Below are 23,036 nucleotides of genomic sequence, written 5' to 3' on the forward strand. Positions count from 1 at the left end.
CTGTCTCTCATCCTGGCCTCTGTCCGTACCCGCTTGAGTCAGTACGCGGGCGTCCTCCTCGTCTCCGCCATGAGCGCGGGCCTGCTGACCCTGCTGGCCTCCGTACTGGACAGTGTCCACCGTGCCGACCCGGGGCACCGCGCCGAGCGGTCGGCCCAGTCCCTGCTCGGCCTGGTCGGCGGTACCTCCGGCTTCGCCGCCTTGTTGCTGGTGGCCAACACCCTGGCGCTGGTGGCCCAACAGCGACGCACGGAGATGGGGGCACTGCGGGTTGTCGGAGCGACCACGGCGCAGGTCCGGGCGCAGATCGTGGGCGAGGCCGCGGTGGTCGCCGCGCTGGGCGGCGTGGTGGGCGCCCTCGGCGGAACCGTCGCCCTCGATCCCGCCCTGGCCTGGCTCATCGACCACCATGTCCTGCCGGTCGGTCCGCAACCCGACTTCTCGCCCGTCGGGTTCGCCGTCGGGCTGCTCTCCACCATCGTCATCGCCGTTCCGGCGGCGCTCGCCGCGGTGCGCGGCCCGTTGCGCACCTCCGCGATCGTCGCCCTCCGGGAAGCCACGGTCGAACGCCGCACGCTGCCTCTCGGGCGCGCGATCGCGGCCACGGCCACGCTGCTCCTGGCCGTGGCGGTCTGGGACCGTTACGGCCGCAAGAGCGGCGCGCACGAGGCACTCAACGGAGGTATGGCCCTGTGCCTCACCCTGCTCATCGCGGCCTGGCTGCTGCTTCCGCTCGTGGTGCGCCCGGTGGCCGCACTCAGCGCACTGCCCGGACGACTGCTGTCGCGGGCCTCGGGCCGCCTGGCGGCGGCGAACAGCGCGGCGGCGGGGCGGCGGGTGGCGGCCATGGCAGGTCCGGTGCTGTTGGCGGCCGGCCTCAGTACGATGCTGATGTGCGGCAATGCCGTTTCGCACGCGACTACCGCCGCTCAGGACGCACTCCAGCAGGAGAACAATGACGTGGGCATGCGCCTCCTCATGACTCCCTTGATCGTCTGTGCTGCCCTGGGCATTCTCAACACCCTGTTGTTGGCGACCCGCCAGCGTCGACAGGAGTTCGCGGCGCTGCGGTTGGCCGGCAGCACGCGGGCACAGTTGCTGCGCATGCTCGGCTGGGAGTCCGTCATCGTGGTGCTCTGCGGTTTGCTGATGGCCGGGTTGGTCATTGTGCTCTTCCTGGCCGGCCTGTCGGTCCGCATCACGCCCTACCTCACGGACGTAGCTGCCGTGCTGCCCTGGGGCGGCCTGGCCCAAGTAGCTGCAGGCTGCGCTGGGTTGGGTGTACTGGGGGTACTCATCCCTGGTGTGCTGCTGCTCCGCGTGAGCGCCGTGCGTGCAGTGGAGTAGCTGGCTGACTCCGGGGGTGATCCTCTTTGCTCCTCCACCGGGGCCGCTTCCTCCCGCGTCCGCACCTCTTCGTCCCGAAGCAGCTCGATCAGCTTTGCCCGCCCGGTCCTGGTGACCCGTCCACTGCGGTAACTGTCCGTGGGTGTCTGCGGCCTCGTCTTGTCGTCGACGGTGGAGAAGGAACTCGACTCCACCAACGCCCCGCGAGCCTTCCACCAAGCGATCAACAAGGCGAGGGGCGAACGCCGCGGAATGGACGCGATGTGAGCTATGGCACAGCTGCGTCTCGCCGCTCCCGGGCAGCGGCACCCGCTCGAAGGGATCGCGCGCTGGGGCGGGCACGCGGGGACCACCGTTACCGAGGAGGTCTGCCGCAAGCAGACCTCTCCAGACCCCTACCTATCCGGTGATCCATGCGGGAGCGGTCGCCGTGGACGGCGTCGTCAAGGTGAATCCGGAGCGGCGGTCACGCAGTTGGTCCCCCGCAACGCAGGAGAGGCACCTACTCACGTGAGTAGGTGCCTCTGACCTGTGTTCCTTCAGTCGGGGTGGCGGGATTTGAACCCACGACCTCTTCGTCCCGAACGAAGCGCGCTGCCAAGCTGCGCTACACCCCGAAGCAACGAGCTCTACTTTAGCGGACCGATCCCCGTAGGCGAAATCCGGTTCCCGGGGAGACGTGGGGAGGGCCTGACCTGGTCGATCGCGATGGTGATCACGGGGAGGAGGCAGCTCGCCAGGGCGATGGTGAGGGTGGTGGTGAGGCTGCCGGGGCGGGTGCCGGTCGGGGTGGGGAGAGCGAGGGTGGCGGCGAGGTGGAGGAGCGGGTACGCCGGCCACTGCCAGGCGTGGCGGGGGCGGAAGCCGCGGGGGGCGGTGAGCAGGAGCCAGTCGGCGAGGGCGGCGAGTGGGGTGAGCGTGGTGAGAAGGAGGGGGGAGAGGAAGGGGGCGGGCGTGCCGGGGGCGGGGTGGGGGAGGGCGAAGGTGGTCGTGGAGGTGGCGGGGAGGACGAGCTGGAGGACTGCGGCGAGGGTGAGGAAGGAGAGCGCGGCGCCGGTGAGGCCGGGGCTCAGGGGGCGGCGGCCGGTCCAGGCGCGGTGCGCCGAGGCGGCGGAGACCAGGGCGGCCGCGATGTTGGCCTGTGCGGGGAAGGAGGCGAGCAGGCGGGTGGGGGCGGGGCCGGCGACGGCCGCCAGGACCAGACCGGTCAGGGCGGCCGCGGTGATCAGGAGGTGGTAGGCGGCGGCCAAGGGGTGGCGGGTCGCGGGGGCGACGGCTGCGGCGGGGGTCCGGGCGGCGGCGCCGGCCGGGCCGGTGGCGTGGCGCGTGGACTGCGAGGTCCGGTTGGGGTCGGACATTCCTCCACGTTAGGGGGAAGGGGGCGGGCGGTGTCCCCGCCCCCCGGTGTTCCGCGCGGGCCCGGCCGGGCCTGTCGTCCGGATTCCCAGGGCGGTCGTCCGGACCATCAGGGCCGTCGTCCGGACTCCCAGGGCACTCGTCCGGACCACCAGGGCGGCACTCGTCCGGACCACCACGGCAGGCGGTCCTCCGGACCATCAGGGCGGGCCCTCGTCCGGATCACCAGGGCGGGCGGCCGTCCCGACTACCGGCCCGGCCACTTCGGACTACCGGTTCGGCCGCCCGGACTACCGGTTCGACCGCCCCGCACCACCAGTTCCGCCGCCCAGCGCTACCGTCCCGGCCGCCCCGGACCACCTGCCCCCGGCCGCCCGGCCGCCCCGGATCAGCCCGACAGCTCAGTCGCGGGCCGTAAGGGTGAGGAGGGTTGCTTCCGGGGGGCAGGCGAAGCGGACCGGGGTGTAGCGGTTGGTGCCGCAGCCGGCGGAGACGTGGAGGTAGGAGGTGCGGCCGGCGGCGGTGTGGGTGGAGAGGCCCTTGACCCGGCCGGTGTCGATGTCGCAGTTGGTGACGAGCGCCCCGTAGAAGGGGATGCAGAGCTGGCCGCCGTGGGTGTGGCCGGCCAGGATCAGCGGGTAGCCGTCGGCGGCGAAGGCGTCCAGGGAGCGCAGGTACGGGGCGTGGACGACGGCGAGGGAGAGGTCGGCGCCGGATTCGGGGCCGCCGGCCACCTCGGCGTACCGGTCGCGCTTGATGTGCGGGTCGTCCAGGCCGGTGAGGGCGATCTCGACGCCCTCCAGTTTGAGGCGGCCGCGGGTGTTGGACAGGCCCACCCAGCCGGCCGCGTCGAAGGCGTCGCGCAGCTCTTCCCACGGGTTGTGGACGGCGCCCACGACGGGGGCGTTGCCGTTGAGGCCGTGGCGCCCCTGGACCCGCTCGATCAGGTAGCGGGCCGGGTTGCGGAGCCGGGGGCCGTAGTAGTCGTTCGAGCCGAAGACGTAGGCACCGGGGAACTCCATCAGGGGACCGAGCGCGTCCAGGGTCTCCGGGACGCCCTCGGGGTCGGAGAGGTTGTCACCCGTGTTGATGACGAAGTCGGGGCGCAGACCGGCCAGCGACTGCAGCCAACGCTGCTTCTTGCGCTGCCCGCTGACCATGTGGATGTCCGAGACCTGCAGGACGCGCAACGGGCGCATTCCGCGCGGCAGTACGGGGACGGTGACCCGCCTCAGGCGGAAGGAGCGGACTTCGTAGCCGGCGGCGTAGGCGAGGCCGGCCGCGCCGACTGCGGTCAGGGTCAGAGGTACTCCGTATCGCGCGCGCATGGCTCCCATCGTCGCAGAGTGGCGAGGGGTCGGTACACCGGAGGGGCGGGGAGACGCGGACGGGTGCCGAGAGGGGTGGGTGCCGGCGGGGACGGATGGGGCGCCGCGGAACGGGTGGGGCGGGGCCGGGCGCGGACGGGTGGGGCCCGGCGGGCCGGTTAAGGCCCGGCGGTCGGGGCGCGGCGGGCCGCGGGCTCGGGGCGGGCGCGGGGAAAAGGCGCGGCGGTTGTCGGTGGGTGAGGGCATACTCGACGGCATGACCACGCTCAAGACCAAGCTGCAGGACGACCTCACCGTAGCGATCAAGGCGCGCGACGAACTGCGTTCCTCCACCCTCCGTCTCACGCTGACCGCCATCCAGAAGGAGGAGGTCGCGGGCACGGAGGCGCGCGAGCTGTCCGACGGCGAGGTCGAGAAGATCATCGCGCGGGAGGCGAAGAAGCGCCGGGAGGCCGCGGAGGCCTTCGAGCAGGGCGGCCGGACCGAGTCGGCCGCCCGGGAGCGCGCCGAGGGCGAGGTGCTCGCCGACTACCTCCCCAAGCAGCTGACCGACGAGGAGCTGGAGTCGCTGGTCGCGGAGGCGGTGGCGGAGGCCAAGGGCAGCGGCGCCGAGGGGCCGAAGGCGATGGGCGCGGTCATGAAGATCGTCAACCCGAAGGTGGCCGGGCGCGCCGAGGGCGGCCGGGTGGCCGCGATGGTGAAGAAGCTGCTGGCCGGCTGACGTCCATCGATACGGACGGACGTTCTGGTCGGCTGAGCGTCCGGGCGGGAGTTCGGACGCCTGTGGGTGCCGGACGGAGGTTTTGGACGCCTGCTGCCGACGCACGAGGGGCCGCCCCGGCCGGTGCTGGGGCGGCCCCTCGCGTGTCTCTCGGGCTTCAGGATGCCGTCCGCTTCAAGACGCAGACAGTCTCAAGACGCAGACGGTCTCAAGACGCAGACGGTCTCATGACGAGGACGGCCCCGCGACGCGGACGGCCCCGCGACGCGGACCGTCTCAGGACGCGGACCGCCTCACGGCGCGGGCGCCAACTGGGCCGTCACCAGCCGCCGTTGCCGCCGCCCAGGATGTCGGGCCAGCCGGGGAGGTGCCAGCCGCCGCCGGGCTTGTTGTCGCCGCCGCGGCCGGGCTTGTGCTTGCCGCGGCCCTTGTCGTCGCCCGCGCCCTTGTCCTTGTCCTTGGCGGGGTCGCCGATCGGGACGGTGGGCAGGGCGGGCGCGGGCCGGCCGGCCAGGGCGCCGGTCATCGCGTCGCGCCAGATGGGGCCGGGGGTGTCGGCGCCGTAGACCTTGTCATGGGGTACGCCGCCGATCGTGATGTTGTACATCTTGCGCTGGTGCTGGGGGTCACCCACCCAGACGGCGCCGGCCGCGTTCGGGGTGTAGCCGACGAACCAGGCGGCGTAGCGGCTGTCGGTGGTTCCGGTCTTGCCCGCGCTGTCGCGGCCCTGCAGGCCGGCCTCCTTGCCGGTGCCGTCCTCGACGACGCCCTTGAGGAGGGTGTTGATCGTGTCCGCGGTCTTCTTGGACATCGCCGTACGGCAGCTGGTCTGCGGAACCTTCAGGGACCGGCCGCGGGCATCGGTGATCGACTCGATGGCGACCGGCGAGCAGTACTCGCCGCCGTTGGCGAAGGCGGCGTAACCGGATGCCATGGTCAGCGGCGACATCTCCTGCACACCGAGCGTCATCGACGGAACTTGCTGCAAGGGCTTGCCGTCGGCCCGCTCGATGCCCATCTTCTGGGCCATCTTGACGGCGGGGCAGATGCCGATGTCGCTGATCAGCTGCACGAAGTAGGTGTTGACCGACTTCGCGGTCGCCTCCTTCATGGCGTACGGGCCGACCTCCTTGCGGTTCTCGTTCTGCGTCACGTCGGCGGAGGTGCCGTGCCACTCGCCGTCACAGGTCTGCACCGGGCTCGGGTACGGCATCCGGTACGGCGAGGGGTACTCCTGCTCGGGGCTGGTGCCCTGCTCCAGGGCGGCCGCCGCGATCACCGGCTTGAAGGTCGAACCGGGCTGGTAGCCGGCGCCGCCGCCCATGTTGTGGTCGACCGAGAGGTTGATCATGGTCTGGTTCCCGCGGAAGCCGTACGGCCGCGACTGGCCCATGCCGAGGATCTTGCCGGTGCCGGGCTCCACGATGGTGGCGGCGGTGGCGACCGGGTCCTGCTCGTAGACGTGCTTGGCGATGGAGGCCTGGATCGACTTCTGGGTCTGCCGGTCGAGGGTGGTGCGGATGGTCAGCCCGCCCTGGTCCCAGCGCTTCAGACGGGCCTTGCGGGTCTTGCCGAAAGCCTTGTCGCCGAGAAAGACCTTGCGGATGTAGTCGCAAAAGAAACCGGCGCCGTCGGAGGCGGTGATGCAGCCGTTCTTGGGCCGGCTGACCGCCAGCTTGATCGGCTTCTGGGCGGCCGCGTCGGCCTGCTCCTGGGTGATGTCCTTCAGGTCGGCCATCCGCTGCAGCACGGTGTTGCGCCGCCGGGTGGCCTCCTGCGGGTCGTTGACCGGGTCGTAGCGGCTCGGCGACTGGACGATGCCGGCCAGCAGCGCCGACTCCTCCAGGTTCAGGTCCTTCGCGTGCTTGCTGAAGTACCGCTGGGCGGCCGCCTCGACGCCGTACGCCTGCTCGCCGAAGAAGGTGATGTTGAGGTAGTTCTGCAGGATCTTGCGCTTGCCGAGTTCCTTCTCGACCTGGATCGCGTACTTGAGCTCCTTGACCTTGCGGCCGATCGTCTGCTGGGTGGCTTGCGCGACCTTGTCCGGGTCGTCGCCGGCCTCCTCGACGAACACGTTCTTCACGTACTGCTGGGTCAGCGTCGACGCGCCCTGGGAGACGCCGCCGGACTGGGCGTTCTTGTTGAGCGCCCGCAGGATGCCCTTCACGTCGATGGCGCCGTGCTGGTAGAACCGCGCGTCCTCGATGGCGACGATCGCCTGCTGGATGTACGGCGACATGTCCTTGAGGCTCACGACCGTGCGGTCACGGGAATAGACCTTGGCGATCTCCCCGCCGTCCGAGTCCAGGATGGTGGTCCGCTGGCTGAGCGGTGGCGTTTTGAGGTTCGCCGGGATCTCGTCGAAGCCCTCGACCGAACCCTTGGCGACGAGGCCCAGCGCCCCGGCCGCCGGCAGCGCGAGACCGGCGAGCACCGTCCCGGCCAGCACGCTGACCCCGAGGAACCTGGCGGTCCGCTGCGTTGTGGACAGACCGCCGCCATCGCGCTTCTTAGCCATGGAGGCAGCCTAATCCGTTGCCACACACGTGCGGACGGAGCGGGGGGCCCGGGGCCGTTCGCACACCGGGTCGTGACCTCGGCGACGGTCCGGCCGTGACCTCTGTGACCTCTGGGGCCTCTGCGCCCGTACGGGCGCGGGTCTCCGGGGTGGTGCGCTCGGTGATCTCCGTATCCGGCCGGATGTGATCTTGGTGCTCGGCCGGATGTCGTCCGTCGATGGCCGGTGGATGACCCTACGGGTGCGGTTGCCTCGCGCGTGAGGGGCCGAGGTTCCCATTCGCCGGACAGGGGCGCACCTGTTCGCTTAGCCTGTACTCAGTTGCCGCCGCCGAATGGTTACGCCCCAGTTCGTCAACCCCTACTCCTCGCGGATCGCGCCCCCACGTGTCCGTGCCTTCGACAGAAAACCCGTGTCAGGACGGCGAACTGTCCTGACTTGCGCGTAATGCGACGTATGCCGCACGGTCACTCCGTTGGGTGATCTGCCGCGTACGCATAGTCCGTTCGGGCCATTCAAGATTGGGCCCGAAGGGGGTGTTGCGCCCTGTCCGCCTTCCGTAACGTCCTCAACTGGCAACGGTGAATATGCCGTTCGCCGCCGTGGGGGAGCCTCGATTCGGGAGAGGACGGCGCCAGCATGAGCTGGGTAACCGACTGGAATGCACAGGCAGCCTGCCGCACTACCGATCCGGACGAACTGTTCGTTCAGGGTGCGGCGCAGAATCGCGCCAAGGCGGTGTGCACCGGGTGTCCGGTGCGTACGGAATGCCTGGCCGACGCCCTGGACAACCGGGTGGAGTTCGGCGTGTGGGGCGGAATGACCGAGCGGGAGCGGAGGGCGCTGCTGCGTCGCCGCCCGACCGTGACGTCATGGCGTCGTCTCTTGGAGACGGCGCGCACGGAATACGAGCGCAGCACCGGGATCCTGCCGGTGGACTGTGAGGACGAGACCTTCGACGAGTACGCCGCGGTCGGATAGCCGGACGGCCGGGAGGCGACCGGTCGGCGGAACAGGGCTGGTGGGGCGGCCGTACCCGTGGGGTTCGGTGCGCCCGGCGTCTTCGGTGTGTCGGTGTCTTCGGTGTGTCGGTCGTCGGCGGTTCGGCCGGCGGTTCGTTCGGCGGATTCGGCCGTCGTTCAGTCGTCGGCGTCGGGGTCCGTCGCGGTGCCGTCCAGCGCCAAGCGGTCGCCGATGGCGCGCAGGCCCGCGAGGTCGTGGACGTCGCCGGGGAGGGCGGCGACCTCCGTCACCGGGACCTCGGGATGGAGCGCGGTGAAGCGGTCCCGGGTGCGCCGTTCGCGCGCGAGGACCTGCATACGTTCCGCGTGCAGGCGGAGGAGCCCGGCGGCCAGTTGAGCCGCCGAGGCAGAGGTGGGTGCTGCCGGGTCCGCCGCGGCAGCGGGGGAGAGGCCGCCGGCGGTACCGGTTGCATCCTTCCCGCCGTCGAGATCCACAATGCCGGTTGGTTCAAGATTATTTTCGGTGTGGACGTCGCCGGTGCCCTCGTCCTCCGTGAGGCCCTCGCCGAGGGTCTCCGCGGCTGCCAGCGCGCGCTCGGCGCTGAGTTGGGCGGCGCCGCTGCCGTGCACCCGGTTGAGGACCAGGCCGGCCAGCGGCATCTGCTCGGCGGCCAGCCGCTCGACGAAGTACGCCGCCTCGCGCAGCGCGTCCCGTTCCGGCGCGGCGACCACGAGGAACGCCGTGCCGGGGGCCTGCAGCAGACGGTAGGTGGCGTCGGCGCGGGTGCGGAAGCCGCCGAACATGGTGTCCATGGCGGCCACGAACGTCTGGACGTCGCGCAGGAGTTGACCGCCCATGAGCTTGCTGAGCGTGCCGGTCATCATCGACATGCCGACGTTCAGGAACTTCATGCCGGCCCGGCCGCCGACCTTCGCGGGCGCCATCAGGACCCGGATGAACTTGCCGTCCAGGAAGGAGCCGAGGCGTTTGGGCGCGTCCAGGAAGTCCAGCGCGGAGCGGCTCGGCGGCGTGTCGACGACGATCAGGTCCCACTCGTCGCTCGCCCGGAGCTGGCCCAGCTTCTCCATGGCCATGTACTCCTGCGTGCCGGCGAAACCGGCCGACAGGGACTGGTAGAAGGGATTCTCCAGGATCGCGCGGGCCCGGTCGGCGTCCGCATGGCCCTCGACGATCTCGTCGAAGGTGCGCTTCATGTCCAGCATCATCGCGTGCAGTTCGCCGCCGGCGGCCTCGTCCACGCCCTTGACCCGGCGGGGGACGTTGTCGAGCTCGGAGATGCCCATCGACTGCGCCAGCCGGCGGGCCGGGTCGATGGTCAGCACCACGACCTTGCGTCCGCGCTCGGCGGCGCGCACGCCCAGCGCGGCGGCGGTGGTGGTCTTGCCGACCCCGCCGGAGCCGCAGCACACGACGATGCGGGTGCATGGGTCGTCGAGGAGTGTGTCGACCTCCAGCCGCGGGGCCGAGGCGTCCAGCGTCGTGTCGTCCGAGGTCATATGGGCCCCTGTTTCCGCAGGTCTCTGGCCAGTTGGTACAGCCCGGCGAGGTCAACGCCCTCGGGGAGCAGCGCCAACTCGTAGGTGGGCAGGCCGATCGCGGTCAGCTCGGCGTACTCGGCGCGCTCCAGCTCGACCCGTTCGGCATGTTCGCGGGCCTGCTCCAGCAGCGGGTCGATCAGCCGGTCGGCCAGCCCGCCGCGGCGGGCCCCGCCCAGCCCGGCCTGCGAGAGCGCCTTGGCGACGCCGGCACGCGCCCCGCGGGCCGCGAGGAGGTCGAGATCGCCGTTGTCCAGCAGCGCGGGGCGGGTCATGTTGATGACGATGCCGCCCACGGGGAGGCCGGCGGCGCGCAGCTCGGCGACGCCGTCCGCGGTCTCCTGGACGGGCATCTCCTCCAGGAGGGTGACCAGATGGACCGCGGTCTCCGGTGACTTCAGGACCCGCATCACGGCCTGCGCCTGATTGTGGATAGGGCCGATCTTCGCGAGGCCGGCCACCTCGTCGTTGACGTTCAGGAAGCGGGTGATGCGGCCGGTCGGCGGGGCGTCCATCACCACCGCGTCGTAGACGAATCTGCCCTGTTTGTCCTTGCGGCGGACCGCCTCGCACGCCTTGCCGGTCAGCAGGACGTCCCGCAGTCCCGGGGCGATGGTCGTGGCGAAGTCGATCGCGCCGAGCTTCTTCAGGGCCCGGCCCGCACTGCCGAGCTTGTAGAACATCTGGAGGTAGTCCAGAAGGGCGCGTTCGGCATCGATGGCCAGGGCGTGGACCTCGCCGCCGCCGGGTCCCACCGCGATCTTGCGCTCCTCGTAGGGAAGCGCTTCGGTCTCGAACAGCTGGGCAATGCCCTGCCGGCCCTCGACCTCGACCAGGAGGGTACGGCGCCCCTCGGTGGCCAGGGCGAGGGCGAGGGCAGCGGCGACCGTGGTCTTGCCGGTGCCGCCCTTGCCGCTGACGACATGGAGCCTGCTCACGCAAAGGAGCCTAACCAGTCCGCGTCGCGGCTACGCACGGGATACGCCTGGGAAGACCCTGAGATCCGTCCGTGCCGGGTCAGGGATGTCCCGTAGGGGACGGTCCGGCACGGGCCCGGGCGGCCCGCGGCGGACGGCGTCGGCCGGCGCACCGGACAGGCATTACGCTCGGCCCATGACCAAGTGGGAATACTCGACCGTGCCGCTGCTGGTGCACGCGACGAAGCAGATTCTGGACACCTGGGGCGAGGACGGCTGGGAACTGGTCCAGGTCGTGCCGGGCCCGAACAACCCCGAGCAGTTGGTGGCCTACATGAAGCGGGAGAAGCAGGCGTGAGCGCGGCGGAGGACAAGATCGCGGAGCTCGGCCTGAAGCTGCCGGACGTCGTGCCGCCGCTGGCCGTCTACCAGCCCGCGGTGCGCTCCGGCTCGTACGTCTTCAGCTCCGGCCAGCTGCCCATGGTGGGCGGCGCGCTGCCGGCGACCGGCAAGGTGGGCGCCGAGGTCAGCCCGGAGCAGGCCAAGGAGCTCGCCGCGACCTGTGCGCTCAACGCGCTGGCCGCCGTGAAGTCCGTCATCGGCGACCTGGACAAGATCCGGCGCGTGGTGAAGGTCGTCGGCTTCGTGGCCTCCGCGCCGGACTTCACCGGCCAGCCGGGCGTCCTCAACGGCGCCAGCGAGCTGCTCGGCGAGATCCTCGGCGACAAGGGCGTGCACGCCCGCTCGGCGGTGGGCGTGGCGGTGCTGCCGCTCGACGCGCCGGTCGAGGTAGAGATCCAGGTCGAGGTCGCGGACGAGGCGTAGGCGTCCTGAGGGGCCGGCAGACGCCAGGGACCGAAGGGCGCCCACGGGGCCACCGGAGTGGTGTCCGTGGGCGCCCTCGTCGGTCCTGGCGGGCCCTGGCCGGCCGGAGCGGTGGCCGGCTGCGGCCCGGCGGAAAAGGACCCCTCGAACATCCGCGCGCGAGCGCATAGCATCCGGCCATGTCGTCCACGACGAATGGCCAGTGGTACCCACCGGAGTGGCCGGGCCGCATCCGGGCGCTCGCGAACGGTGAGCTGACCCCTGCGGAGCCCCGCCGGGCCGCGACCGTCCTGCTGCTGCGCGACACCGAGACCGACGGCCCCACCGTCCACATGCTGCGCAGACGCACCTCCATGGCCTTCGCCGGAGGCGCATACGCCTATCCGGGTGGTGCGGTCGATCCCCGTGACGAACGCCCGGTGGCGTGGGCCGGTCCGTCGCGCGCCCAGTGGGCGGTCCGTATGGGCGTCGATCCGGCCACCGCACAGGCCATCGTGTGCGCGGCGGTACGGGAGACGTTCGAGGAGGCGGGCGTGCTGCTCGCCGGGGACTCGGCGGACACGGTCGTCGCGGACACCACGGGCGAGGACTGGGAGGCCGACCGGGCCGCCCTGGTGGCCCACGAGCTGTCCTTCGCCGACTTCCTGAGCCGCCGTGGCCTGGTGCTGCGCTCCGACCTGCTGGCCGCCTGGGCGCGCTGGATCACCCCGGAGTTCGAGCCCCGGCGCTATGACACGTGGTTCTTCGTCGCCGCATTGCCCGAGGGCCAGCGCACGCTTCCCCAGGGGCAGCCGGTGAGCCCCGGGGGGAACGCCGTCGCCGCCGGTGAGGCGGATCTCGCGTTGTGGATCCGGCCGGGCGAGGCGGCCGCCGGGTACGACCGCGGCGAGCTGCTGATGATGCCGCCGACCATCGCCACGCTGCGTTCGCTGGAGCCGCACGCCACCGTCGCGGACGCGCTGGCCGCCGCGGAGGCGCAGGATCTGACGCCCGTATTGGCGCAGGCGCGCCTGGTGGGCGGAGAGATCGTGCTGAGCTGGCCCGGGCACGACGAGTTCACCAAGCACATCGCGCCGGGGGGCGGTGGCGGGGACGGGACCGCTGAAGGCGGTTCCGCCGGGGACCGTTCCGTCGCGGACGGGGCCGCTGAAGCGGGCGGCGGTTCCGACGGCCCCTCAGGGGCCCGGCGGAACACCGGCGCACCGGGAGACACGGGCACGTCCGGGGCCATCGGCGCACCGGGAGGCACGGGCACGTCCGGGGCCACCGGCACATCCGGGGCCGCCGGCCCTTCGGGAGGGACCCTCACATGACCGACGCAGCCGCTCTCCCGGGACAGCCCCGGGGCGGAGTGATCTCCGGGCCCGCCACTACGCGGGCGCACTGCGTGCTGGCCCCCAACCCGTCGCCGATGACCCTGGACGGCACCAACACCTGGATCGTCGCCGAGCCCGACTCCGACCTGGCCGTCGTCATCGATCCCGGACCGCTCGACGAGGGCCACCTCCAGGCCGTCATCGACACCGCCGAACGGGCCGGCAAGCGCATCGCGCTGACCGTGCTGACCCACGGTCATCCGGATCACGCGGACGGCGCCACCCGGTTCGCCGAACTGACGCGGTCGCCCGTAAGGGCGCTGGATCCGGCGCTGCGCCTGGGTGGCGAAGGGCTCGCCGCGGGGGACGTCATCACCACGGGCGGCCTCGAACTGCGCGTGGTGCCCACCCCGGGGCACACCGCGGACTCGCTGTCCTTCCACCTCCCCGCCGACCGCGCCGTCGTGACCGGTGACACGGTCCTGGGGCGCGGTACCACCGTGGTGGCACACCCCGACGGGCGGCTGGGCGACTATCTCGACTCGCTGCGCCGGCTGCGCTCCCTCACGGTGGACGACGGGGTGGCCACGGTCCTGCCGGGCCACGGGCCGGTGCTGAACGATGCCCAGGGGGCGGTGGAGTTCTATCTGGCGCACCGTGCCCACCGGCTCGCCCAGGTGGAGACCGCGGTCGAGGCCGGCCACCGGACCCCGGCCGAGGTCGTCGCCAGTGTGTACGCCGATGTCGACCGCTCCCTGTGGCCGGCCGCCGAACTGTCGGTGCGGGCGCAGCTGGAGTACCTGGGGGAGCACGGGCTGATCGAGGAGTGACCCTGCCGAGGACTGCCCCCTGCCGAGGACTGCCCCCTGCGGGCGCGCGCCCGGGGAGGCACGGCGGGCGGCCCTGCCGGGTCGCTTCCTACGGGCGGGGCGCCTTCGCCCCGTGGACGGCGAGGTATTCGTCCGCCAGCCAGGGGGCCAGGCCGGACAGCAGCTCGTCCAGCAGGCGGGGATACGCCGCGGGGGAGCGGGCGGCGCGGGCCGCGGCGCGCATCTGGTCGGCGCGGGCCGGGTAGTAGCGGCCGAAGACCTCCGCGGACTCGGCCAGGTCGCTGGTCCAGCCGCCCCAGCGGGGCATGACCAGCGTGAACCCGGTGCGTACCAGCCGCCGCGCCACGCCTCGGGTGAGCCGGGTGCGCGCGGCCTCCGTGGTGGCCGCCGCGGCCTTGGCGCGCAAACCAGGGAGGTCGCGGTAGAGATCCCCGTTGGTCTCACGGGCGAGGAGCGAGGTGGGGCGGTAACGGGGCAGCCGGGCGGCGAGGTCCGGCCCGTCGAGCGGGGTGCACAGGCAGGCCACGAACCAGCCCAGGTCGTGCCGCTCCAGGGCGCTCAGCAGCCGGTCGGCGCCGAACAGCAGCAGCCCCGCGCCGTCGATCTCCGGGAACGCGGTGTCCAGCGCCTCCTCGACGGCCCGGGCGGCGGCGCGGTCGTCGTCGGTCGGCTCGTCCCGTAGGGCGAGCAGGGCGTCCAGATCGGAGACGCCGGGGACGGCGGTGCCGCGGGGGACGCTGCCGAAGAGGTAGCTGCTGTGCAGGCGATCGCCGAAGTGGTCCGCAATACGGGAGCGCAGGCCCGCCACCACGGGCGCGAACGCCGGAGGCACCCGCTCCAGGGCGCCCTCCCGTACGAAGCAGCCGTCGTGGTCCAGTCCCTTGCCGGTACGGGGGCCGGCCCCGGTGCCGGTACCGATCTCCGTCCCGCCGTGTGTCCCGTCCTGCGTCATGGCGCGACTATGGCGGGGGCGTACGGCCCGGGGCGACCGTATTTCACGGGGAAGCGGGAGCCGGGCCACTACGGCGTATGGCCGTTCACCACGGCGAAGGTCCGTTCGCCACGGCGAAGGTCCGTTCGCCACGGCGAAGGGCCCCGCCGGAGCAGGGCCCTTCGCCGTAGTGGCAGGTGCGTCAGCGCGAGCGCTTGGCGAGCCGCTCGACGTCCAGCAGGATCACGGCGCGCGCCTCCAGGCGCAGCCAGCCGCGGCCCGCGAAGTCCGCCAGGGCCTTGTTGACCGTCTCGCGGGAGGCGCCCACCAGCTGGGCCAGCTCCTCCTGGGTCAGGTCGTGCACGACGTGGATGCCTTCCTCGGACTGCACACCGAAGCGGCGCGACAGGTCGAGCAGGGCGCGCGCCACGCGGCCCGGAACGTCCGAGAAGACCAGGTCGGACATCTGGTCGTTGGTCTTGCGCAGTCGGCGGGCGACCGCACGCAGCAGGGCCGTGGCCACCTCGGGGCGGGCATTGAGCCAGGGCTGGAGGTCGCCGTGGCCCAGACCGAGGAGCTTGACCTCGGTGAGGGCGGATGCGGTGGCCGTGCGCGGGCCCGGGTCGAACAGCGAGAGCTCACCGATCAGCTCACCGGGACCGAGGACGGCGAGCATGTTCTCCCGGCCGTCGGGGGAGGTGCGGTGCAGCTTCACCTTGCCCTCGGTGACCACGTACAGGCGGTCGCCGGGGTCCCCTTCGTGGAACAGGGCGTCGCCGCGGGCGAGCGTGACCTCTCCCATCGAGGCGCGCAGCTCGGCCGCCTGCTCGTCATCGAGCGCCGCGAAGAGCGGTGCGCGCCGCAGAACGTCGTCCACGAGATCTCTCCTTGTCGACATGCTCCGGGGGACTGTGGTCCCCATCATGCCGGAATGCAAAACAGTGCGATCAATCACAAGTTTGCCGGACCGGTGGCTCGCGCCATAAGGCAGGGGGCCGATTGGAGTCAGGGATCACGGTGATCGAGCCGGATGTCAGTGGCTGGCCTTAGTCTGGCCGAGTGTCCAATACGCCGGTGAGAGCAGAGGACTGGGGGCCGGACGAGTGAGCGCGGGAGATGATTCCGCTGTGGGCGAACAAGCGTCCGGCGGAGCTTCCGATCCGGATAAAAGTAACAAATCGTCCTCCGGGGTGAGCTCCACCCGGAAGCTGACCGTCCGGAAGCCCGGCGCGTCGCGGTCCGCGGCGCAGGACACGAACGAGGCGGGTCGGGCCTCGGTACGTACCACCTCGGCAGGGAAGAAGGCGGCCGTGAACGAAACCCCCGAGAAGCCGGCGGCCGCGAAGAAGGCCGTCACGAAGAAGGCCACGGCCAAGACGGCCACGGACAAGAAGGCCGCCGCGAAGAAGGCCCCCGCGGCGAAGACGACCACCGCGAAGAAGACGGCCGCCAAGAAGACCGCGGCCACGGCGACGAAGACCGTGGCCACCGCCAAGAAGACCGCCGCCAAGAAGAGCGCGGCGAAGAAGGCCGCACCCGCCAAGAAGGCCGCACCCGCCAAGAAGGCCGCACCCGCCAAGAAGGCCGCACCCGCCAAGAAGACCGCACCCGCCAAGAAGGCCCCCGCGCGCAAGGCCGAGTCGCGCGCGGCCATGGTGCGCCGGGCCCACCAGATCAACGACGGGCTCGCCGAGCTGTATCCGTACGCGCACCCCGAACTGGACTTCAGCAACCCCTTCGAGCTGCTGGTCGCCACGGTCCTGTCGGCCCAGACCACCGACCTGAGGGTCAACCAGACCACCCCACGGCTGTTCGCGGTCTGCCCGACGCCCGAGGACATGGCCGCCATGCCCCCGGAGGAGCTGGAGGAGCTGATCCGGCCGACCGGCTTCTTCCGGGCCAAGAGCAAGGCGCTGCTCGGCCTGTCCGCCGCGCTGCGCGACCGCTTCGGCGGAGAGGTGCCGGGCCGCCTGGAGGATCTGGTCACGCTCCCCGGCGTCGGCCGCAAGACCGCCAACGTGGTGCTCGGCAACGCCTTCGGCGTCCCCGGGATCACCGTCGACACCCACTTCGGCCGGCTGGCCCGCCGCTTCGGCTGGACCGCCGAACAGGACGCGGAGAAGGTCGAGGCGGACGTCGCGGCGATCTTCCCCGAGAGCGAGTGGACGATGCTCTCGCACCGCGTCGTCTTCCACGGCCGCCGGGTGTGCCACTCCCGCAAGCCCGCCTGCGGGGCCTGCGCCATCGCCCCGCTGTGCCCCTCGTACGGTGAGGGCGAGACGGATCCGGAGAAGGCCAGGAAGCTGCTGAAGTACGAGCTGGGCGGCCAGCCGGGCCAGCGTCTGAAGCCGCCGCCGGACTACCCGGGGCAGCCGGCGCCTCCGCTGGCGCCCCCGGCCGCCGCTTCATGACGGCAGCCGCGACGCCCCCTCGGGGGACCGATGATCCAAGCCAGGCCTGAGGGGGCGCGTATGAGGAGTGCACGGGAGCAGCAGTACGGCGAGGAGACGGGCGTCGGGGCGGCCTCCGGCGCGGCGCCCGGCGGGGAGGTCACGGTCTCGGCCGACGGCCTGCCCGAGTGGCTGGAACCGGTGGCCCGCGCGGCCGCCACGGTCGAGCCGCACCAGCTCAGCCGCTTTCTGCCGCCCGAGGACGGCGGCCGGCAGTCCGCGGTGCTGATCCTCTTCGGCCACGGTCCGCGCGGCCCCGAGCTGCTCCTGATGGAGCGGGCCGGCACCCTGCGCTCCCATGCGGGCCAACCTTCGTTCCCCGGTGGCGCCCTCGACCCGGAGGACGGCGATCCGGAGGGGGCCGGTCCGGTGCGGGCGGCGCTCCGCGAGGCCCAGGAGGAGACCGGCCTCGACCCGTCCGGCGTGCAGGTCTTCGGTGTGCTGCCGCGGCTGTACATCCCCGTCAGCGGCTTCGTGGTGACCCCGGTGCTGGGCTGGTGGCGGCGGCCGAGTCCGGTCGGACCGGTGGACCAGGCGGAGACCGCCCGGGTGTTCACGGCGCCGGTGGCCGACCTCACGGACCCCGCCCATCGTGTGACCGCGCGCCACCCCAGTGGTCACATCGGTCCGGCCTTCCTCGTCGAGAACGCCCTGGTCTGGGGCTTTACGGCCGGGGTGATCGACCGGATCCTGTACTACGCGGGGTGGGAGATTCCGTGGGACCGTGACAAGCAGGTCCCGCTCGACTGGCGCTCGTGAGACGGTGTCCGCCGTGAACGTCCTGGACATTCTGCTGCTGGTCGCGGCCGTGTGGTTCGCGATCGTGGGCTACCGACAAGGCTTCGTCGTCGGCATCCTTTCCGTGATCGGCTTCCTCGGAGGCGGCCTGATCGCGGTCTATGTGCTGCCCGTGATCTGGAACGAGGTGACCGGCGACGCCACGCCCGGTACCTTCGCGGCCATCGCGGCGGTCGCCATCGTGATCGTCTGCGCGTCCGTGGGCCAGGCGCTCACCACTCATCTGGGCAACAAACTCCGCCGCCACATCACCTGGTCACCGGCGAGAGCGCTGGACGCGACCGGCGGAGCGCTGGTCAACGTCGTCGCGATGCTGCTGGTCGCCTGGCTGATCGGCTCGGCGCTGGCCGGGACGTCGCTGCCCACGCTCGGCAAGGAGGTCCGTAACTCCAAGGTGCTGCTCGGGGTGTCCCGGGTGATGCCGCCGGAGGCCAGCACGTGGTTCGCGGACTTCTCGTCGGTGCTCGCGCAGAACGGCTTCCCGCAGGTCTTCACGCCGTTCTCCAACGAGCCGATCCACAATGTGCCGGCGCCCGACCCGCAGCTGGCCAGCGGCCCGGTGGCGGCGAAGGCCAAGCGCAGCATCGTCAAGGTCGTCGGTACGGCACCCAGCTGCGGCAAGGTCCTCGAAGGCACCGGTTTCGTCTTCGGACGGCACCGCGTGATGACCAATGCCCATGTCGTCGGCGGGGTGAGCGAGCCGACGGTCCAGATCGGCGGCGAGGGCCGCACGTACGGCGCCAAGGTCGTGCTCTACGACTGGCGGCGCGATATCGCGGTGCTGGATGTGCCCTCGCTCAACGCCCCGGCGCTGCGCTTCGCCGGCGAGGACGCGAGCAGTGGCAGGAGCGCGATCGTCGCCGGCTTCCCGGAGAACGGCGGCTATGACGTCCGCGCGGCCCGGATCCGCAGCCGTATCCAGGCCAACGGCCCGGACATCTACCAGCGCGGCACGCTCGGCCGCGATGTCTACTCGCTCTTCGCCACGGTCCGTCCGGGCAATTCCGGCGGCCCGCTGCTCACGCCCCGGGGCGAGGTCTACGGCGTCGTGTTCGCGAAGTCGCGGGACGACGCGCACACCGGTTATGCGCTCACCGCCGACGAGGTCCGCCAGGACGTCCTCAAGGGGCGTACGGCCGAGCGGCAGGTCGACAGCCAGGGCTGCGCGATCTGAGCGGCCGGAGCGCCCTCACAGGGCCTCGGCGGGGCGTAGCGCACCGACAGGGGGGCGTACGGCACCGTCCGGGCGCTGCCGGGGCGTCGGGCGCGCGGTCAGGTGCGGGGATGGCGCAGGCGCGCGCTCATCCAGCGCGCCCGGCGGCGCAGGATGCGCGGAATGCCCATCGGATGCGCCGGATCGGGGGACGCGCCGGACCCGAGGTCCGGAGTGCCCCTGTCCTGAGTGCCCACTGCAGCGGCACTGCTGCGGCGGTTGCGTGCCACGTCACGGTAGTCGTGCGTCCAGCCCATACCCTCGACTCTGCCCGTGGCCCAAGGTCCGTAACCGCCTCGGGGACGGCCAATTGGCCTATGCGCCGGGCAAGTCGCCGTTCACCACACGGACGTTCGAGCGCTGGCTGAACGCGCTCCGCCGAGCGGTGCGCGCTGCCCCGGTCAGCGGTCCGGTTCCGGGTCCTTCAGCCAGTTGATCAGCTCGGTGGAGAACGCCACCGGGTCCTCCTCGTGCGGGAAGTGCCCGAGGCCGTCGAACAGCCGCCAGCGGTAAGGGGCTTCGACGTACTCGCCGGAGCCGGCCGCGCTGCGGGTGCGCATCACGGGGTCCAGCGACCCGTGCAGATGCAGGGTCGGGACCCGGACCGGCAGTTTCATCCGGCGGTTGAACTGGATGCCGTCGGGGCGGGCCAGCGAGCGCACCATCCAGCGGTACGGCTCGATCGAGCAGTGCGCGGTCGACGGGATGCTCATCGCCCGTTGGTAGACCTCTACCGCCTCGTCGTCCGGCAGTTGGGGCCCGGACCAGTCCCGGATCATCCGGCCGACCAGCGCCGCGTCGTCCGCGGCCAGCCGCCGCTCCGGCAGCCAGGGCCGCTGGAAGCTCCAGATGTGCGAACTGCGGGCGCTCTGCCGGACGTCGGCGAGCATCGCCGCGCGCCAGCGCCGCGGGTGCGGCATCGAGGCCACCGCGAGCCGGCGGACCAGCTTCGGCCGCATCACCGCCGCGGTCCAGGCGAGATAGCCGCCGAGGTCGTGCCCGACGAGTGCGGCGTCCGGTTCGCCCAGGGACCGTATGACGCCCGTGACGTCCAGTGCGAGGTTCGCCGGGTCGTAGCCGCGCGGGGTGCGGTCGCTGCCGCCGACGCCGCGCAGGTCCATCGCCACCGCGCGGAAGCCCGCGTCGGCGAGCGCCGGGAGCTGCTGCCGCCAGGTCCACCAGAACTGCGGGAAGCCGTGCAGCAGGAGCACCAGCGGGCCGTCGCCCATCTCGGCGATGTGGAAGCGTGCGCCGTTCGCCGCGACGTCGCGGTGCGACACCTCTCTGTCGCCGGGGACGCCGAGCCGGACGACCGAGGCGGTGCTGTCAGGGGCTGTCATACCGACGAGCGTGTCACAGACTCCAGGACCGGATGGCCCTTGGTCTCCACGCGGGGGTGCGGCTTGGCGTTCTGCAGCACGGCCGCGGTCTTTCTGGCGGAGTTCATCGACTTCTCCGGCTTCTTGATCTTCTTGATCTTGGCCATGGCGATGAGGGCCAGCAGACCGGCGAGGACCAGGAAGGCGCCACCCACGATCAGGAAGGACCAGGCGAGCCCCAGGCCGAGGTTGTGGATGCCGTACGCCGCCGCGAAGCTGAGCACCGGCAGCGCGAACAGCGCCAGCGCGCCCGCCACGACGAATGCGGCGCTGCCGATGCCGGCCCGCTTGGCGTCCTGCCGCAGTTCCGCCTTGGCCAGCGCGATCTCGTCGTGCACCAGTGCGGACATCTCGGCGGTGGCCGTGGCCACCAGCTGCCCGAGGCTGCGGTCCGCGCCTGTGTCGGCTGCGCTCATCGCCGTCTCCCTCATCTCGTCAACCGGATGCAAAGCCTCTCAGATCATGCCGGACCATCGTCTCCGGCGTGCGTGCCGGAGGCCACTTCGGCAAGCCGCCGGTGTTCGGCGGCCTTTGCCTCGTGGATCGCGGCCATCCGAAGGTGGTATTCCGGTTTGTCGAGTTCGTAGATGTCGGGGATGCCGTCCTGGTCCTCGTCGCGCTCCTCCTCCTCCGTCAGCTTCTTGTACTCGGCGTTGCGGATCTTGAGCAGGATGCCCGCGAAGACGGCCGCGAGCAGCGAGCCGACCAGCACCGATGCCTTGATCTCGTCGGTCAGCGCGGCATTGCCGGCGAAGGCGAGCTCGCCGATCAGCAGGGAGACGGTGAAGCCGATGCCGGCCAGGGAAGCGAGCGCGAAGACGTCCGGCCACCTGAGGTCGGGATTCAGCTCGGCCTTGGTGAAGCGGGCGGTGAACCAGGTGCCGCCGAAGATGCCCAGCGCCTTGCCCACTATCAGGCCGAGGACGACACCGAGCGTCTCCGGGCGGGTGAAGACCTCGTGGAGGGCGCCGCCGGAGAGCGACACACCCGCGGAGAACAGGGCGAACAGCGGCACCGCCAGACCGGCCGACAGCGGGCGGACCAGGTGCTCGATGCGCTCGCCGGGGGACTGCGTCTCGCCGTCGCGGCGGTGGCAGCGCAGCATCAGGCCCATGGCGACGCCCGCGATGGTGGCGTGCACCCCGCTGTTCTCCATCAGCGCCCAGATGACCACGCCGAGGGGCACGTAGACGTACCAGCCGCGGACGCCCTTGCGCAGCAGCAGGTAGAACGCGGCCAGGCCGACGGCGGCGAAGCCGAGTGCCAGGAAGTTGATCGTCGCGGTGAAGAAGACCGCGATGATCAGGATCGCGAAGAGGTCGTCGACGACGGCGAGGGTGAGCAGGAAGGCGCGCAGCGCGGCGGGCAGCGAGGTGCCGATCACGGCGAGGACGGCCAGCGCGAAGGCGATGTCGGTGGCGGTGGGGACGGCCCAGCCCTGCAGGGAGCCGCCGCCGAGGCCGTTGACGGTGAGGTAGACGACCGCGGGCGTCACCATGCCGCAGAGGGCGGCGATGACCGGGAGCGCGGCGGCCTTGGGGTCGCGCAGTTCGCCGGCGACCAGTTCGCGCTTGAGCTCGATGCCGGCGACGAAGAAGAAGAGGGCCAGCAGGCCGTTGGCGGACCAGTGCTGGAGCGAGAGATCCAGGCCGAGCGAGGCCGGGCCGAGATGGAAGCCGCGGACCGCCTCGTAGCTTCCGCCGAGGGTGTTCGCCCAGATCAGCGCGGCCACGGCGGCGACGAGGAGGAGGACTCCGCCGACGGTCTCGGCACGCAGCGCTTCGGCAACGAAATTCCGCTCGGGCAGGGACATCCGCCCGAGGAATATGGATCGGCGGGTGTTCGTGGGCGCGCTCACGCGGTGACCTCCGGCCTTCGGCAGCTGTGTACGGCTGTGCAGTTGCCGACCAGACTTCCCGGCGCACCAGAGCTTCTTAGCGCCTCATTGACGCGGTTCCCACTGTACCGGGCGGGCGCGCGGGAGTATCCGGTGGCCTCACTTTACGGGCAATTCGGGCGTCCGGCCGCTGGAGGGGAGGGCTGGCGGCGGCGGGCTGCCGGAGGGGAGCCCGTGGGAGCCGCGTACGCACGCAGGGGCGCCGGGCCGCTCCCGGCCCGGTGCCCCTTTCCGTGCGCGGTCCGGATCAGTCCTCGGAGGCCGCGCTCGGCAGCTTCGCCTGGATCAGCTCCATGACCGAGGAGTCGGTCAGCGTCGAGACGTCCCCGAGGTCGCGGTTCTCGGCGACGTCACGCAGCAGCCGCCGCATGATCTTGCCGGAGCGGGTCTTGGGCAGCTCCGCGACCGGCAGGATCCGCTTGGGCTTGGCGATCGGGCCGAGCTGCCGGGCGACGTGGGCGCGCAGCTCCTCGACCAGCCCCTCGTCCTCCGCTGCGGTGCCGCGCAGGATGACGAAGGCGCAGATGGCCTGGGTGGTCTGCGGATCGGTGGCGCCGACGACCGCCGCCTCGGCCACCTTCGGGTGCGAGACCAGCGCGGACTCGACCTCGGTGGTGGAGATGTTGTGCCCGGACACCAGCATCACGTCGTCGACCCGGCCGAGCAGCCAGATGTCGCCGTCCTCGTCCTT

20 protein-coding genes, 1 tRNA gene and 2 pseudogenes are annotated in these 23,036 nt (G+C 71.7%); 10 read left to right on the forward strand and 13 right to left on the reverse strand.

All coding sequences use genetic code 11. From position 1 onward, the window contains the following. Window positions 1-33: 33 nt before the first annotated feature. A complete protein-coding gene (locus tag AB0G35_RS30180) occupies window positions 34-1,347 on the forward strand; it encodes an FtsX-like permease family protein (RefSeq protein ID WP_360956060.1) in 1,314 nt (437 codons plus the stop codon). 543 nt (window positions 1,348-1,890) lie between these two features. Here AB0G35_RS30180 and AB0G35_RS30185 read toward each other — a convergent pair. From AB0G35_RS30185 to AB0G35_RS30195, 3 genes are all read right to left on the reverse strand, one after another. Beyond that, window positions 1,891-1,964, reverse strand: a tRNA-Pro gene (locus AB0G35_RS30185). A 12-nt stretch (window positions 1,965-1,976) separates the two neighbouring features. Next, a complete protein-coding gene (locus tag AB0G35_RS30190; protein WP_360956062.1) occupies window positions 1,977-2,705 on the reverse strand; it encodes an integral membrane regulator in 729 nt (242 codons plus the stop codon). A 399-nt stretch (window positions 2,706-3,104) separates the two neighbouring features. After that, a complete protein-coding gene (locus AB0G35_RS30195; RefSeq protein WP_360956064.1) occupies window positions 3,105-4,031 on the reverse strand; it encodes a metallophosphoesterase in 927 nt (308 codons plus the stop codon). Window positions 4,032-4,287: 256 nt separating this feature from the next. On the opposite strand from AB0G35_RS30195, the gene AB0G35_RS30200 reads away from it, so the two are divergent. After that, window positions 4,288-4,752 carry a GatB/YqeY domain-containing protein gene (locus tag AB0G35_RS30200; RefSeq protein WP_360956066.1) on the forward strand — a complete coding sequence of 155 codons (465 nt, stop codon included), beginning with the start codon at window positions 4,288-4,290 and terminating at the stop codon, window positions 4,750-4,752. A 319-nt stretch (window positions 4,753-5,071) separates the two neighbouring features. Here AB0G35_RS30200 and AB0G35_RS30205 read toward each other — a convergent pair whose 3' ends face one another. Then, on the reverse strand, window positions 5,072-7,270 hold the full coding sequence (locus tag AB0G35_RS30205) for a transglycosylase domain-containing protein (RefSeq protein WP_360956068.1): 2,199 nt from the start codon (window positions 7,268-7,270) through the stop codon (window positions 5,072-5,074). Between the two features lie 639 nt (window positions 7,271-7,909). Between AB0G35_RS30205 and AB0G35_RS30210 the strand changes: the two genes are divergently transcribed. Next, the gene (locus AB0G35_RS30210) at window positions 7,910-8,251 is read left to right on the forward strand and encodes a WhiB family transcriptional regulator (RefSeq protein ID WP_360956070.1); all 342 of its coding nucleotides are present in this window, start codon (window positions 7,910-7,912) and stop codon (window positions 8,249-8,251) included. Between the two features lie 158 nt (window positions 8,252-8,409). Here AB0G35_RS30210 and AB0G35_RS30215 read toward each other — a convergent pair whose 3' ends face one another. Then, window positions 8,410-9,750: an ArsA family ATPase gene (locus tag AB0G35_RS30215; protein ID WP_360956072.1), complete on the reverse strand. Its 1,341-nt coding sequence runs from the start codon at window positions 9,748-9,750 to the stop codon at window positions 8,410-8,412. Continuing rightward, window positions 9,747-10,727, reverse strand: a complete 981-nt coding sequence (locus AB0G35_RS30220) for an ArsA-related P-loop ATPase (protein WP_360956074.1) — start codon at window positions 10,725-10,727, stop codon at window positions 9,747-9,749. The genes AB0G35_RS30215 and AB0G35_RS30220 overlap by 4 nt, the downstream gene beginning before the upstream one ends. A 175-nt stretch (window positions 10,728-10,902) precedes the next feature. Between AB0G35_RS30220 and AB0G35_RS30225 the strand changes: the two genes are divergently transcribed. The 4 genes and pseudogenes from AB0G35_RS30225 (at window position 10,903) to AB0G35_RS30240 (ending at window position 13,677) form a co-directional block, all read left to right on the forward strand. After that, window positions 10,903-11,064, forward strand: a complete 162-nt coding sequence (locus AB0G35_RS30225) for a DUF4177 domain-containing protein (RefSeq protein ID WP_360956076.1) — start codon at window positions 10,903-10,905, stop codon at window positions 11,062-11,064. Next, a complete protein-coding gene (locus AB0G35_RS30230) occupies window positions 11,061-11,531 on the forward strand; it encodes a RidA family protein (RefSeq protein WP_360956078.1) in 471 nt (156 codons plus the stop codon). Before AB0G35_RS30225 ends, AB0G35_RS30230 begins: the two co-directional genes overlap by 4 nt. 179 nt (window positions 11,532-11,710) lie before the next feature. Continuing rightward, window positions 11,711-12,604 (forward strand): annotated as a pseudogene (locus AB0G35_RS30235) (NUDIX hydrolase); the annotation flags it as partial. Between the two features lie 236 nt (window positions 12,605-12,840). After that, window positions 12,841-13,677: an MBL fold metallo-hydrolase gene (locus AB0G35_RS30240; protein ID WP_360956080.1), complete on the forward strand. Its 837-nt coding sequence runs from the start codon at window positions 12,841-12,843 to the stop codon at window positions 13,675-13,677. An 88-nt stretch (window positions 13,678-13,765) separates the two neighbouring features. Here AB0G35_RS30240 and AB0G35_RS30245 read toward each other — a convergent pair whose 3' ends face one another. Then, a complete protein-coding gene (locus tag AB0G35_RS30245) occupies window positions 13,766-14,629 on the reverse strand; it encodes a nucleotidyltransferase domain-containing protein (RefSeq protein ID WP_360956082.1) in 864 nt (287 codons plus the stop codon). 181 nt (window positions 14,630-14,810) lie between these two features. Next, window positions 14,811-15,485: a Crp/Fnr family transcriptional regulator gene (locus AB0G35_RS30250; protein ID WP_006604164.1), complete on the reverse strand. Its 675-nt coding sequence runs from the start codon at window positions 15,483-15,485 to the stop codon at window positions 14,811-14,813. Window positions 15,486-15,918: 433 nt separating this feature from the next. Here AB0G35_RS30250 and nth point away from each other — a divergent pair, with 433 nt between their 5' ends. The 3 genes from nth to AB0G35_RS30265 are packed head-to-tail and all read left to right on the forward strand — an operon-like array spanning window position 15,919 to window position 19,030. Continuing rightward, a complete protein-coding gene (nth, locus tag AB0G35_RS30255) occupies window positions 15,919-17,019 on the forward strand; it encodes an endonuclease III (RefSeq protein WP_360956084.1) in 1,101 nt (366 codons plus the stop codon). 60 nt (window positions 17,020-17,079) lie between these two features. Continuing rightward, complete coding sequence (locus AB0G35_RS30260; RefSeq protein ID WP_360956086.1) at window positions 17,080-17,817, forward strand: CoA pyrophosphatase; 738 nt, start codon at window positions 17,080-17,082, stop codon at window positions 17,815-17,817. A 13-nt stretch (window positions 17,818-17,830) separates the two neighbouring features. Next, window positions 17,831-19,030, forward strand: coding sequence for a MarP family serine protease (locus AB0G35_RS30265; protein ID WP_360956088.1), 1,200 nt, complete (start codon window positions 17,831-17,833; stop codon window positions 19,028-19,030). 98 nt (window positions 19,031-19,128) lie between these two features. Here AB0G35_RS30265 and AB0G35_RS30270 read toward each other — a convergent pair whose 3' ends face one another. The 5 genes and pseudogenes from AB0G35_RS30270 to AB0G35_RS30290 form a co-directional block, all read right to left on the reverse strand. Continuing rightward, complete coding sequence (locus AB0G35_RS30270) at window positions 19,129-19,326, reverse strand: hypothetical protein (protein ID WP_360956090.1); 198 nt, start codon at window positions 19,324-19,326, stop codon at window positions 19,129-19,131. Window positions 19,327-19,470: 144 nt separating this feature from the next. Continuing rightward, window positions 19,471-20,409, reverse strand: a complete 939-nt coding sequence (locus AB0G35_RS30275; RefSeq protein ID WP_360956092.1) for an alpha/beta hydrolase — start codon at window positions 20,407-20,409, stop codon at window positions 19,471-19,473. Further along, window positions 20,406-20,864, reverse strand: a complete 459-nt coding sequence (locus AB0G35_RS30280; protein WP_360956094.1) for a phage holin family protein — start codon at window positions 20,862-20,864, stop codon at window positions 20,406-20,408. Before AB0G35_RS30280 ends, AB0G35_RS30275 begins: the two co-directional genes overlap by 4 nt. 44 nt (window positions 20,865-20,908) lie before the next feature. Next, window positions 20,909-22,306 carry a Na+/H+ antiporter NhaA gene (gene nhaA, locus AB0G35_RS30285; RefSeq protein ID WP_360956096.1) on the reverse strand — a complete coding sequence of 466 codons (1,398 nt, stop codon included), beginning with the start codon at window positions 22,304-22,306 and terminating at the stop codon, window positions 20,909-20,911. A gap of 286 nt (window positions 22,307-22,592) precedes the next feature. Then, window positions 22,593-23,036, reverse strand: a pseudogene (locus AB0G35_RS30290) (acetyl-coenzyme A synthetase); the annotation flags it as partial.

This window comes from Streptomyces sp. NPDC021749 (assembly GCF_040640655.1).
In the GTDB taxonomy this organism is placed as follows: domain Bacteria; phylum Actinomycetota; class Actinomycetes; order Streptomycetales; family Streptomycetaceae; genus Streptomyces.

Coding starts and splice junctions, on each gene's coding strand:
- AB0G35_RS30190 (WP_360956062.1), bottom strand. CDS start 2,705: ATGTCCGACCCCAACCGGACCTCGCAGTCCACGCGCCACGCCACCGGC.
- AB0G35_RS30195 (WP_360956064.1), bottom strand. CDS start 4,031: ATGCGCGCGCGATACGGAGTACCTCTGACCCTGACCGCAGTCGGCGCG.
- AB0G35_RS30200 (WP_360956066.1), top strand. CDS start 4,288: ATGACCACGCTCAAGACCAAGCTGCAGGACGACCTCACCGTAGCGATC.
- AB0G35_RS30205 (WP_360956068.1), bottom strand. CDS start 7,270: ATGGCTAAGAAGCGCGATGGCGGCGGTCTGTCCACAACGCAGCGGACC.
- AB0G35_RS30210 (WP_360956070.1), top strand. CDS start 7,910: ATGAGCTGGGTAACCGACTGGAATGCACAGGCAGCCTGCCGCACTACC.
- AB0G35_RS30215 (WP_360956072.1), bottom strand. CDS start 9,750: ATGACCTCGGACGACACGACGCTGGACGCCTCGGCCCCGCGGCTGGAG.
- AB0G35_RS30225 (WP_360956076.1), top strand. CDS start 10,903: ATGACCAAGTGGGAATACTCGACCGTGCCGCTGCTGGTGCACGCGACG.
- AB0G35_RS30240 (WP_360956080.1), top strand. CDS start 12,841: ATGACCGACGCAGCCGCTCTCCCGGGACAGCCCCGGGGCGGAGTGATC.
- AB0G35_RS30245 (WP_360956082.1), bottom strand. CDS start 14,629: ATGACGCAGGACGGGACACACGGCGGGACGGAGATCGGTACCGGCACC.
- AB0G35_RS30260 (WP_360956086.1), top strand. CDS start 17,080: ATGAGGAGTGCACGGGAGCAGCAGTACGGCGAGGAGACGGGCGTCGGG.
- AB0G35_RS30270 (WP_360956090.1), bottom strand. CDS start 19,326: ATGGGCTGGACGCACGACTACCGTGACGTGGCACGCAACCGCCGCAGC.
- AB0G35_RS30275 (WP_360956092.1), bottom strand. CDS start 20,409: ATGACAGCCCCTGACAGCACCGCCTCGGTCGTCCGGCTCGGCGTCCCC.
- AB0G35_RS30280 (WP_360956094.1), bottom strand. CDS start 20,864: ATGAGCGCAGCCGACACAGGCGCGGACCGCAGCCTCGGGCAGCTGGTG.